The sequence below is a fragment of the Mucilaginibacter psychrotolerans genome (genome assembly GCF_004519315.1).
In the GTDB taxonomy this organism is placed as follows: Bacteria; Bacteroidota; Bacteroidia; order Sphingobacteriales; family Sphingobacteriaceae; genus Mucilaginibacter; species Mucilaginibacter psychrotolerans.
Genome location: NZ_SOZE01000006.1, coordinates 150,650 through 164,851 on the forward strand (window position 1 = coordinate 150,650; position 14,202 = coordinate 164,851).

Below are 14,202 nucleotides of genomic sequence, written 5' to 3' on the forward strand. Positions count from 1 at the left end.
CGCCGGGGACCGTTAGTTTATTTGATTTTTACAACTCTAAAGTTGTCAAAAGCACCATAGAAGCCGGTTGATGTTGCAGTGGTGTTATAGTTATGTAAATACACCGTGCACGCAGTATTCCCTGAAGTTCCTGTTAAATCAGAGATTTTGGCTATAGACGCACCCTTGCCTTCTCCCAGCGTAGCATCTTTTTTGCGGAACTCTGATAACGGTATGGTTACAGTTACCCATTTTTTTGTAGAATAAGGCTTTGTTGTAGTACCAGATGTTTGCCATGGTTCCCACCTGGCTATCGGACTGTCGCTCACTCCACTTAAAATATCGATGGTACCGCCATTCCAGGCTTGGGGTACGCTTACCTCAAATTTAAACGCCCATTTATCAACCGGGTCGCTTAGGTTAGCCGTTGGCACCCACTGTGCGCCATTCATCAATATCGCATAACTGGAGTATGTATTTCCTTCACCGGCTGACAGGATGTTGTTTTTCAGCGTCATGAACTGCGTTAAATTTCCGGGAAAATCAGGGTTATATGGAGGCCATCCGGCCGAGGGATCGCCACTGTAAACGCTGGCACCACCCCACCATTGCCAATTAAAGTTGCCACCCCACTCCCAGTCTGATATCCTGCCGGTTTGAACATCATTTACATTGAACACCGTAGTTGCTGTGCCAAATTTTGTAGTGACTGATACCGGGCCGCTTTGCGTGAGCACAGGTAAAACAAACCCAAGGGAACTGCCATCGGCTGCTACGTTAAACGAAGTAATTGTAGTACCGGCAAAAGTTAGCGCTTCAATATTTTTAAGGTAGGTACCATGAACATAAACCGAATCACCGGCCAAAGCGTTTTCATTAGAAATGCGGCTGATGGTTGGCGTTGCCACTATTTTTAAATTAACTGAACCGCTTTTGGTTACCAGCGATATCTGATCGGATGGCGTTAGTGGTGGCATAAGAAAACCGAGCGAAGTTCCGTCAAGGTTCGATTTAAACGATGAAATTTTTGTACCCCCGTAAGAAAAGTTTTGAACCAATACTAAATTTGTACCATAAAGGAATACGGAATCGCCCGGGGCGGCAAACACATTAGAAATAGCGGTGATGGTAGGTGCTGCAGGCCCTAGTTTAAAAGAGAACGTTGTTGAACCGCTTGCTGTAGCATACTCCACTGTATAGAGTTTAGCGGTATCAATTTGTGAAAACTGAATGGCAGGTATTTGTACCACAGCACTGTTAGGCGCAAATAATGCGGTATTGAATGAGGCCGCTACACCATCAAAATTTATCTGCGTAGCATTTTGCAAATTTTGCCCGGTTATTACCACCCATTGGCCAGTTGCCACAGCACTATGCAAAACCGTATCGTTTGGCGATGCTACATAACTCTTGATGCTCGAAATAATAGGGGCGGGACCAATTGCGCCATCTTTTTTACATGCCGGCAGTAAAGCCACCATCATCAAGATAAGCGGCAAACAACACAACAAGCGTAAGTATGATTTATTTTTCATGACAATATTTTAAAAAAGTTTTTAATTAATAATATGGTACTGGTGGCTGTGTCAATTTGGGGTCGCTAACCAACTCTGATGCCGGAATGGGCAAGGTAAATGAATTGATAGTGGCCGGAAGCGCAGTTGGAGTGGCCGTAGTATCCCTTGTTGCCGTACGTGTTTTAGGATCATAAGTAAACGAGATACGGCCGTGAGTAGCATCCTGATCATTTAGCACCTTCACGGCGTTGTTTGGATCGTAGTAAGAATACCTAACCAGGTCTATCCAATATTGCCCTTCATAAGCAAGCTCAACTCTTCTTTCAATGCGTAGTGTAGTTGCATCAAGCACTGCCACAGGATCTACGCCGGCCCGTTTCCGCACAGCGTTGAAATAGAGTAGCGCATTACCATCGCTTGTGCTGGCGTTATTACCTAAAATGGATTCTGCATATATCAAATACACATCGGCTAACCTGAGGTATGAATTGTGTTCTATAGACGACCAGATGTCCATTGTTGGCGCATTGTTGTCTTTTTCGTTGCCTATAACGTGTTTTTTCATACCCGTACCGGTAGCCTTATAACCACCGGCAGCTTGGTTCAATTCGGGATAAAAATCTCCGTTGAGCATAATAGTGGCCTTGCGCCTAACGGTATCCTTGGCCGAATACATCCGGTACAGATCATAACTTGGTGCTAATGATTGCCATCCGCCGTTCTTTGCGGGCAGCACCTCGCTGGTTGGTGCGTACCAGGTTTGCAGATCGTTTCCATTCCCATAGCTCACGCCTGCGGTCCACTGAAGAGCAAATAATGATTCCTGGTTATCGTTGTTTTGGGCCTTAAAAAGGTCGGCATAGTTGGGGAGCAACGTCAATCCGCTATTTTTGCACACATTGCCGGCATACTTCTTGGCACTGTCAAGCAAGGCCTGGTCGCGGCTGCCGTTTTTTCCCAAGCCGGCCATCGTCAGGTACAATTTGCCCAGCATTCCCTGCGCCGACCAGGTAGTCACCCGGCCTTTTTCGTCAGTATTGGGAAGGTATCGCGCTGCGTAAGTCAGGTCGTTCGCAGCAAATTTGTAAACGTCTGCAACAATATTACGTGGAAGCAGCGGATTTTCTATCAGTTTGCTGTTATCTTCAACAATGGGTACAGCACCCCAATATACTGCCAAATGGTAATAAGCTACTGCACGCATAAACTTTGCCTCTGCTATGGCGGCATTCTTCTCTGCCAGCGGGATGGATGCGGGAGCTTGTTCCTGTATGGCAATAATAACCGTATTACATTGGGCAATAACACTGTACAAACCAGTCCACCCCTCTGTAACATAACTATTTTGCGCAGTAATGGTGCGTGTAAAAAGCTGTACCAGATCATTACTATATCCAAAACTACCCGTGCCGGCCAATACATCGCCAAGTGGTAACATACCGTTCCTGTTCCACCGCCACCATTCGCCGCCGGCGTACAGGCTTGCCGTAGCCAGCCGTAAATCAGAGGTGGTTTTATAAAAATTATTTGAACTGATTTGCGAGTTGGATGGTCGGTCCAGGAAACTCTTCTTACATCCGGCAATTGCTGCTGCAAGTAGCAGGATGATGATAATTTTGTTAATTGATTTCATAAAACATATATTTTAACATCGGTAATTGTATCTTATTTCAAGGTTATGTTTGCACCCAGCGTGAATACCCTCGGCTGTGCGTAATAACCACCGTCCCATCCTGACTGAAGCGGATTCCATGAACCAATTTCAGGATCGGTACCCTTATATTTCGTAATTACAAAGGCATTGGATACCGTAGCAAATACCCTTAAAGAACTTACAGAGATTTTTGATAAAATGGTTTCGGGTACCCGGTAACCTAACGTGATGTTTTTGCACCGCAGAAATGAAGCATCCTGGATAAACAAATTGTTAGGCCGATTATTACCGTTGGTATTGTCGTTCCTTAATCCAACAACTGTTGTATTTGGGTTGGTAACATATACATTGTTAATATCAGATGCAGAGCCGTTTGGATCTACCAAATCCAGTCTCGCATAACTTAAGATATCGGTATAATAGCTGGTATTGTTTTGCGAATCGGTTTGCGATACCCACACCTGATTGAATACTTTGTTGCCATAGCTGCCGGCGAAGAAGATATTCAAATCAAAATTTTTGTAGCTAAATGTGTTATTGATACCATACTGGAATTTCGGCAGCGGGGAGCCTAAAAAAGTCTCGTCTTTTGAGTCGATAATACCATCGCCGTTCAAATCTTTAAACATACGGTCGCCATACCAAATACCGCCGCCCGATGGGGAAATTGGATAGGGAACGCCGGCTGAATTAGCCGGGCGGGCATGTGTTACAAAATCACTTGGCGTTGAATAAATCCCGTCGAATACATAGCCATAAAATTCGCCAATAGCCTGGCCTACCCGGGTTGTTTGAATTACATCGTTATTAAATGTCTGGCTTAGGTTAGCCTGGCTGCCACCTGAACCTAAATCAAGCACTTTATTAACATTTCGCGATAGGGTAAGACTGCTTCTCCAATTAAAGTTTTTAGAACTAATATTGGTGGTATTGATTTGGAAGTCAAACCCTTTATTACTCATAGAACCCACATTGGCATAGGGTGCCACCATGGTTCCGGGCGAATAGCCCGCAGCAGTACCGGTATATAACGGAAGAGGCACCTTTAATAAAAGGCCGTGTGTTTCGCGGTCATAAACATCAATTGAAAAACTCAGGCGCCCGTTAAAAAACGTTCCGTCAATCCCTGCGCTGTAATAATCAGTTGTTTCCCACTTTACTTTCTCATTTTTCAAATTGCTTTGAAATTGTGCAGTACCCGACAGGCTATTAGACACCGATGTAAGTTGAGTTATAAAAGTATTGCCCGGTATACCCTGGTTGTTGGTAAGCCCGTAACCAAGCCTCAACTTAAGTTCGTCTATAGCTTTAATATCTTTTAAAAACGCCTCTTTATTTATTTTCCAGGCAAACCCACCAGAATAGGTAGTAACCCAACGATTGTTGGTTGGAAAATTCGAAGAACCATCGTTACGTAGATTGCCGGTAAGCAGATATTTATCCTCCCAGGAAAAATTAACGCGACCGAACCAGGATTCCTGTGCGGCGCCACCAGGAGGGTTTGAATATGAATTATCGCCTCCGTTTGTGGCCGTAGTAGGATCCCCGGCACTAACGCCCTGCACATTGTTTGAAGCAAAATTTCTTCGCCCGGCACTAACATTTTCGAAAGAGCTTTCCTGCGCTTCATGCCCTGCTAATGCATCGAATTTGAATTTCCCGAAACTATGGTTATAGGTTAGGAAATTGCGTATTACTGTGTAAAAATTCTGGCCGGAGGCTGAAGAACCGCTGTTGGGGCTAGGAGTGCCTTTACCAAAAACGTAAGATGGCGAAAATTGATTTTGTGTGCTAAAATCAAAATTACCGGATAGTTCATTTCTTAGCGTTAAACCTTCGGCAAATTGTATTTCGGCGTAAACATTACCAAATATTTGATTTCTTTTTCTCAGGTTTTTGATAATAGAGGCTAGTGCCACCGGGTTGGCCGAAGGTTGCACCCAACCGCTGGTGTTGGTAACAGCCCCCCAGGAGCCATCGGCGTTTGTCACCGGAATATCGGGTGTATTATCCAGCGCGGTTCTGATTACACTACTGCCTGTTGCAGCTACATTTTCGTCAACGTGGGCCAATTGAAGGCTGGTACCTATTTTTAGCCAGTTGGTGGTTTTATTATCCAAATTCAACCGTGCGGAGTATCTTGTAAAATCAGACCCAAGGGCTATGCCCTGTTGGTTGAAATACGAGGTTGATAGCAAATATTGTGTTCTGGCATCGCCGCCGCTTACTGTAATGGTATGGCTGTTCATCGGCGCTTTGCGGAATAATTCTTTTTGCCAGTCGGTACCTTTACCTAAATATTGAGGATTTGCAAATTCGGGCCTCGAATCAAAGCCCCAAACTGCGGCCCGGGCGTTAATGAAAGTGGCAAGCTGTTGCAAATCTACTGTAGGGAGTCGCTTGGCAAGTTCCTGATAACCGGCATAGAAATCATAAGTGATGCGCGGCGGGCCTGATTTGCCTCTTTTTGTGGTAATCACAACTACGCCATTGGTTGCCTGCGAACCATATATGGCAGTTGCCGAAGCATCTTTCAATACATCTATTGATTCTATTTCAGCAGGGTTGATGGTATTTAATGGATTGGAACCAGTACCCGGGTCGTTTACCGGGGGAATAATAACGCCATCTATTACGTACAACGGCGAATTAGAGCCACTTATTGACGATACGCCACGTATTTGAATAGATACGCCACCGCCAGGCTGGCCGGAGACCTGTTGAACCACAACGCCGGCTACTTTGCCCTGCAGGGCCTGGTCGAAAGTGGTTGGTTGTGTTTGGCGCAGGTCGTTTCCCGATATTGAACTTATCGCACCGGTAACATCTTTTCTTTTGGTGCGGGCATAACCGGTAACCACTACTTCGTTTAAGTTGCTGGATGTAGGGCTTAACTTAACATCTATTACCCCGGTTAGCTTTACGTTTATCTCCTGAGAGGAGTAGCCTAAAAAACTAAAAACGAGGATGTTTCCGGGCGCGGCGGTTATAGAATAGCCTCCGTCAACGCCGGTCACAGCGCCGGTGGTTGTCCCTTTTATCCTAACGTTTACGCCTGGTATGGGCTGGCCATTATCAGAACCGGTTACTTTTCCGGTGATATTGAAAGTTTGCGCATGGGCCGAAAAATAAAGCAATAGGCCCATGATAATTAATGAAAATCGGCGTTTCACTCTTTTTTGTAAATTTTTATCCATCTTATACAGGAATTTTAAAGTTTGATAATTGGTTCATTGGTTGTTGGTTAGTAGTAAATTGGTTCTATTTAATTCATAATTCATTGTTTATCAAAACTTTTAAACCACCAAAAAAAGCAATCGATTGCAGCTAATTTGCTGTTAGGGCTAGAAATAGCTGCCCAAACAAGTCTTAAAAAACTTCAAGTGCAGCCAAAACGCTTGCTCATTATCCGGAAAATATTATCTGTTGGTCCTATTGGTTATTGGTGGCATATGGCTTACGGTAAATTTTAAACAATTCACTTTGAGCTTATATTCCGAGGATGAAACTATGATAACTTAAAAAAGCAGGCGGGGCAGAGTTGACTAAAAATATAGACCAAATGTTCAATAAATCATAACTAACTTAAAATGAGTTAATTAAATAGGAATCTAAAAGTCATTATGGCTTCCGTGGTGACAAAAATTTTTGTTTGATATCATCTTCAGGCAGGCGGGATTGACGCTTCTTTCGGCGTATTTCAACCCAAGAATATTATCGGCCAATAGAAAACTGCTCTACACAACGCCATTGAGGCCGCCTGGCCATACTAATAATGGGGTATTTAACGCTCCATATCGAGCGTTCTGGAGGACAGTATCCCAACCTGATGAAACTGTTTACTCTTCTTCTTCAGATAATTTTTGCTGGCGGATAGAACTGATATAAGCGGAAGGGAGGGTATTGTATTCTTCCTTAAATAGTTTGGTAAAATATTTGGGGGTGTTAAAGCCAACTTCATAACAAATTTGGCTAATGGTCATCTGGCTATGCTCTAGCAAATACACCGCCTTTTTCAGCCTTATGGCACGGATAAACTCAATAGGTGACTTACCAGTAAGCATTAACACTTTATTATAAAGCGACCCACGGCTCATATTCATTTGGCGGCTCAATTCTTCAACAGAAAGGCTGTCGTTAGCTATATTAAGTTCTATATATTCTACTATGCTTCTTAGCAGTTTCTCATCTTCATTTTGTAAAGGCGTTTCCTGCAATTGCACATCCATTTGCTTTTTGTATGTACGTTTATAAGTATCACGCAGTGTAAGGATATTTTTGATTTTTGAGATTAGTATTTCGAAGTTAAATGGCTTCGTCATGTATTCATTTGCACCTATTTCCAATCCTTTTACTTGTTCGGCCTCTCCAGTCAATGCGGTCAGCAAAACAACGGGGATGTGCGATGTTCGCTTGTCGTTTTTTAGCTTTTGGCACAATTCGATTCCCGACATCTCGGGCATGCTGATATCACTCACAATGATATCCGGATGCTGCGAAAGGGCCTTTTGCCAGCCTTCCCGCCCGTTAGATGCTTCTATCAAAAAGAATATGTCTTTTAAATTGTCTTTCAAATAAAACCTGAAATCATCATTATCCTCCACCAAAAGCACCACAGGCATTTTATTTGTATGCTCCTGTTTGGGTGTAGCTTTACTTTCGTGATGGGGTACATCAGCCAGATTTTCACTATCTGCTTCTTCATCAGCCAACGTTACAATTTGCTTATCGGCAGATATAGCTACCGGCAGTTTGATGATAAAACTACTGCCACGATCAGGCTCACTCTCAACGGCTATTTCCCCTCCGTGCATCTTTACAAACTCGCGCGTTATGGCAAGGCCGATGCCGCTACCCTGGTTAATCATCGATTCCGGGATATCGTGCTGAAAAAAACGCTCGAAAATCTTATTTTGCTTTTCCAGTGGGATACCGATCCCTGTATCAATTACTTTAATTTCAACACAAGCGCCGCTACATGCTCCCTTTTCTACATTAAGCAGCACGCTCACCTTACCGCCGGCGGAAGTAAATTTAAAGGCATTAGATATCAGGTTAAACAATATTCTCTCTATCTTATCATGATCGAAACTGGTAAACAGCGATTCAACGGTAGTATCAAATACAAAATCGATCTTTTTTTCTTCGGCAATATCTGTAAATGACAAACTCACCTCACTAATGAACCTGATGATATCTCCCGGTCTGCTATGCAATTTCAATTCCTGCACTTCCATCTTACGGAAATCGAGCAGCTGGTTTACCAGGTTCAACAATCGCCTGGCATTTTTTCGTATCATGTTCAGTTGCTGATGCTGTTCCGGACCGGCCCGGGTAAGCATTTTATCCACCGGTGCCATAATTAATGACAGCGGCGTTCTAAACTCGTGACTTACATTTGTTAAGAATTTAGTCTTCAGTTGGTCGAGTTCCTGCATCCGCTTTATTTCCTGACGCTCCTGTTCAATAATTAATTTTGCCTCCTGCTTTTCTTTCTCTACTAAAAACTCCCGTCTTATTTTTTGTATTCCCCTTCGCCGAATAAACAAAAGAAGGCTGACAAACAGTACCAGGTAAATGATATAAGCGAGTGTCGATTCCCAAAAAGGCGGTAGTATTTTAATCCTTAATGAAATATAATCCGGATTCCACACTCCTTCTGAATTGGAGGCCCTTACCTTAAAAACATAATCGCCCTGATCCAGGTTGGTATAACTGGCTTTCCTTATCCTGTTATCGGCATTTACCCATCCTTTGTCAAAACCTTCCAGCATATATTGATGCTTTACTTTGCCGGGGTTTAAAAAATCGAGGGCTGCAAATTCTATAGAAAAGACATTTTCGCTATGATTGAGTGTAATATCATGCGTTACGGCTATTGCTTTAGACAGTACCGTGTGGCCGTTGATATCCTCATTGGCTACCACGCTTTTATTAAATAGTTGAAAATCGGTAAACACCAGTTTGAGCTTATTGGTAACTGGTTTTATACTTGCCGGATCAAAAATATTAAAGCCATTACCACCCCCAAATATCAGTTCGCCGTTGCGTGTTTTCAAAGCGGAGTTTAGATTAAACTCCCGGCCCTGCAAGCCATCCATTTCGTCGAAGTTTTCGAAGTGAAACGTAAACGCTTTGGCTGTTGGTGTTAGGGTAACGCGGCTTAGCCCGTTAGATGTGCTTAACCACATGGCTCCCTCTCTGTCCTCTTCTGTGTTAGATATTGAATTAGCAGGAAGCCCGTTCTTTTTTGTCAATGAGGTGAAAGTATTTGTTTTAGGGTTCAGAATACTCAATCCACCCGCTGTCGCTATCCATATTAAACCGCGACTATCCTCGTTAATACTGTTTACGTTATTATCTATTAAACTATTTGGGGTTTCGCTATTTGAAGTGTAATGGATAACCCGCCCGTTGTTTTTTAAAATAACATCTACCCCCAAATATCCCCCAATCCATATATTCCCTTTTTTATCCTCAAAAATAGAAGACACCATGGACGACCTTATATCTGATTGTTTAAAAGGATGGAAAAACGTTTTTTTCGATCTGTCAAAAATTTCAAGGCCGCCCTCAAAGGTCCCTATCCACAAACGGTGTGTAGAATCTTCCAGAATGCTCCACACCCTATCATCAGCAATACTGTTGGCCGATCTATCATCGTGTTTGTAATGGATAAAGGTGTTTCCGTCAAAGCAATCCAGGCCGCCAAAATAGGTACCGATCCATAGTTTTTGGTTATGATCAATACATAAATCAACAATAATGTCATTGCTCAAGCTATTCGGATTCCCGGTATCGTGCTTATACTGTTTAAACTTACCCGTTTTCCGGTTAAAGTAAATCAGGCCTCCGCCGTTAGTTCCTATCCACAAATTCCCAAGTTTGTCTTCAACAAATTTGTCAACATCTTCAAAGCTCAAGCTGCCGGGGTCTGAGGCAAAGTGTTTGTAAAGCGGGAATTTAATAATGTTTTTATGATAATAACTTATTCCCTTTTTAAAGGTGAACGCCCAAATAATACCAAAGTTATCTTTGTAGAGCGATACACTATTCTGCTTTAATGATTGAGCATTGTCTTCCCGGTTTAGCAGCGTGGTAATTTCAAATTTCTTTTTATCCAGCACACTAATACCGCCATGGTCGGTGCCGATCCATATACGGCCATCGTCCGCCTGAATGATATTGTTGATGAGGTTAGCCTTTAACCTTGGCGCCTGTGATTCTTTATCAATATGTAAAAAAGTACCTGTTGACGGTTTATAGTAATATACACCCAACTCAACAAGTGACCCGTAAAACCAAAGATCGTTATCGCGGTCGATAATTAAAGAATAATAACCGTTTTTACCCTTGATTATCTTACTAAAAACATCTGTGTGATAAGTAATTTTATCGGCCTTACTATCTAACGTTTCAACTGTGCCGTTGCTGTAAACTATCCATACATTACGTTTATTATCAACGGTGATGTCTGTAACGGAATTTGAATATAAAGATGCGTTGGAACTAATATGATGGTAATAGTGTTTTGTTTGCTTGCTCAGGGTATTAAATCGGTAGATACCAGAGTCTGGTGACAAAAACCAGAAATCTACCGCACTAGTTTGTACTATTTTAGTTACCGACAGATTGACCGGAAGTTTTAAAGGCAGCAACAATAATGACATATCATCATTAAACTGCTCTGTATCGGGGTCGTAAAAACAGAACCCGCTACGCGTTGATATCCACAGTTTTTTATTAGGGCCTTCAAAAATCTTATATATAAAATCAGCTCGTACGGAGCTTTTATTGTTAACATCGTGTTTAAATACCTTAAAAGTATAGCCATCAAATCTGTTAAGGCCAGATGCCGTACCGAACCACATAAAGCCTTGGGAATCTTTGAATATGGCGTTAACCTGATTATGCGACAGCCCGTTACTTACGTCGAGTTGTGAAAACCGGTATTGATTGCTTTGCGCAAAAGAATGAATGCACGCAAAAAACAACGAAACTGCAAGTAGACAATAAAATTTTAACTGCATTGAGTTTATAATTGGGAACGCACAGGGCCAATAGATCACCTGTTTAAAGTCAATACACTAAGATAGTACAAATGCTTGATAAATGGCCCATTTTTAAGCTTCATAAAACCCGGCATTTTACAATAATTATGAACCCCTGCCGCTGGGGTGTTATTAAACAAAAAATGCGTCCGGCTCTCAACCCGGAACGCATCCACTTGCATTTTATAAACTAAGATTACGAGCTCCAGAATGCCATTGAAACCGGGCGAATAGTAAGTTGTTCAACAAATCGCTTAATTACTTAGCAGCGGTTTAATTTTTATTGCAGACTATAATTTTACCGCTACGGCACTACCATTGTAAACCACTCTTTTATCGGTTTTGACGGTTTCCAGGGGCCCCGATCCATACTTGCCGTTAACCAGGACGATGTTGAAAGTACGGTGCTTTAATGCGCCCGGGAAATTGCCTTTAGTGCCGGAAATACTTAACTTTTTCTGTTTGTCGTTCCAGGTCAACGAAAAAATGCTGTACATCCCCTTTTCATAGTTGTAGTTATCATTTTCATCTTCATAAAAAGTAAATTGCCCATTGGCACCCGGGTAAATGCGCAATTCGATAACCTTATTTTTTGCCTGTGTAGCGTATTCAACGTCTGGACCAAAAGGAACGATAGAGCCGGCTTTAACATACAATGGCATCAGGTTTATAGGAGCATCGGCATCAATATATTGGCCTCCCGACAATTTTTCACCCGTCCAGAAATTGTACCATAACTCAGCCCCCGGTAAATAGAGTTTCCTGGTCGTATCGCCTTTGCCGGTAACCGGGTTTACCAAAAATGCGGGGCCGAACATATATTGGTCGGGTATTTTATAAACATTCGGGTCCTTGCGGAAATCAAATGCCAGCGACCGCATCATCGTATAATTTTCCAGGGTGGTTTTTGCCGCCAGGGAATACACGTAAGGAAGCAAACGATAACGAAGTTTATCGAATTTCATTAGTGTAGCGCGGGTATCTTCATCCCAGTTTTTAGAAAATATAGCCCTTTCGCCCTTGCCGTGGATGCGCATAATGGGGCAAAAAGTACCAAACTGAAACCAGCGGGTAAACAGCTCCCTGAATTCCGGCTTCGACCAATCCGGAACGCTCCAGTTGTAGTGATATCCGCCGATATCCGATGTCCAGTAAGGAATGCCCGATGCGCAGGCGTTAATGCCCTGGGGTACCTGGACTTTAAAAGCTTCAAACGAACAGGAAATATCCGATGACCAAAGGGTGCCTGCATTTCGCTGTTCGCCTGCAAAGGATTGCCTAAGCAGGAAAAACGCTCTTTTGTTCCGGATATCCCTGCGCCAACCTTTGTATAGGCCAGTAGAATGCTGCAAAGCGTATGTGTTGAAATAATCGATGCCTTTACCGGTCCAGAAATCACTTTTGCGCCGCTCATCTAACAAGGCGCCATTATCAGGTTCGCATTGGTCAACCCACCATGCATCCCAGCCGTATCTTTTTACGAGGCTGTCGCGGGCCATATCCCAATACAGTTCACGTGCTTTGGGGTTATGGGCATCATAATAGGTATCGAAAGTGTGTGTAACAACGTTGTCCCAGGTAATACTGGTTAAGCCGCCCATTTTTTTCAGCGTGTCGAAATCCCTTGTCCCTTTGCCGAAGACCGGCCATATGGATATCATGCCATGGATGTTTGCCTTGTGCAATTCATCAACCATCTTTTTCGGATCGGGGTAACGGGCCGGGTTCATTACATGTACCCCTATCGGGAATGGGTCCCAATAATACCAGTCTTGCACAATAACGTCTACGGGGATATGATTACTGCGGTAGTTATCTTTAACAGAAAGCACTTCGTCCTGGCTCAAATACCTGTCCTGCGATTGGAACAATCCGAATGCCCATTTAGGGAACATTGGGGCCTTGCCGGTAGCAATACGGTAAGAGTTGATAATCTGATCGAAACCGGGGCCATAAAAAAAGTAATAATCAACCTCCCTCCCGCTTTCGGATACATATTTGAATTTGGTATTGCCTTCTTCAGCGCCGTAAAAGTTAGATGCCGAATAGTTATCCCACATGAGGCCATAGCCCCTTGTAGATAACAATACCGGTATAGCACCCGTCAAATACTTTATGGCCATATCCTGGTTCCTGCCTTTGTAGTTGATGGCACCCGTATCAACCGGGTGGCAGCCCAACCCAAAAAGCGCCTCATTTTTGGGCGAATTGAACCGGGTGCTTATATTCCATGTGTTTATGCCCGCAATGGTGGCCGGTGTAATGCTTTTCTCATCCTCAGAAGTAATCTCCTTGCCATTAAAGTCGGCATAGGTTATGGCATTTGTGGCTTTGTTAATGAATACTTTTAGCCTGGCAGTAATGATGATAACCTGATTGTTGTTTTCACGCACGCCAAAATTGACAAACCCCCATTTTTTGTTAACTATGAGCGAGGATTTGGTGCTAAAACTGTTGAAAGTGGTGTATTTAACTTCAATAATATCTTCCTTACAAACGGCGATATACATTAAGCCATTATCCAGCTTAAATAGTAATCCGTTTGCATCTTTTTTATACGATATGACTGATGCTTTAATGGAGGTGCTGATGCAAAGCAAAAGCAGAGAGATAATCAGCATGAAGCGAGCCTGCTTCAATACTTGCGTCTTGTTCAACATGAATATAGGTTTATCTGATTGGTAATAAATTGCATTTGTTCCGGCTATAAAAATTATAGCTGATGAAGCGATTTTTAATAAACCAACATAATCCCGTTCCTGGTTGGGGAACAAATAAATTGCTAGGTGTATCTTTCAAAAGCGCTCAGGTCTATCAATCGGGCTGGCCAAAAATATAGACCAGAAAAGTGGATGAAGGGGTACAAAATTGAATAAATAGGGCACGAAATGTTCAAATTGACAAAACTTTGCGCGGTCCACGCTATCAGATGGGCCACTTAATATTATAGCCTAACGCTTAGGACGGAAATAGACAATTTGAAAGGCCCTATAGCGCTATC

Annotated in this window: 5 protein-coding genes; all 5 read right to left on the minus strand. The window is 42.8% G+C overall.

Translation table 11 applies throughout. The annotated features are described in order from the left end of the window. Nucleotides 1-17: 17 nt before the first annotated feature. The gene (locus E2R66_RS08620; protein ID WP_133228776.1) at nt 18-1,514 is read right to left on the minus strand and encodes a glycan-binding surface protein; all 1,497 of its coding nucleotides are present in this window, start codon (nt 1,512-1,514) and stop codon (nt 18-20) included. 25 nt (nt 1,515-1,539) lie between these two features. Beyond that, nucleotides 1,540-3,129 (minus strand): RagB/SusD family nutrient uptake outer membrane protein, encoded by a 1,590-nt coding sequence (locus E2R66_RS08625; RefSeq protein ID WP_133228778.1) that lies wholly within the window; start codon nt 3,127-3,129, stop codon nt 1,540-1,542. A gap of 32 nt (nt 3,130-3,161) precedes the next feature. Then, entirely contained in the window at nt 3,162-6,296 is a 3,135-nt protein-coding gene (locus E2R66_RS08630) for a SusC/RagA family TonB-linked outer membrane protein (protein ID WP_240049265.1), read from the minus strand. Nucleotides 6,297-6,989: 693 nt separating this feature from the next. After that, entirely contained in the window at nt 6,990-11,180 is a 4,191-nt protein-coding gene (locus E2R66_RS08635) for a hybrid sensor histidine kinase/response regulator transcription factor (RefSeq protein ID WP_133228782.1), read from the minus strand. A gap of 311 nt (nt 11,181-11,491) precedes the next feature. Continuing rightward, nucleotides 11,492-13,861, minus strand: a complete 2,370-nt coding sequence (locus tag E2R66_RS08640) for a glycoside hydrolase family 31 protein (protein WP_133228784.1) — start codon at nt 13,859-13,861, stop codon at nt 11,492-11,494. Between the last annotated feature and the right edge of the window lie 341 nt (nt 13,862-14,202).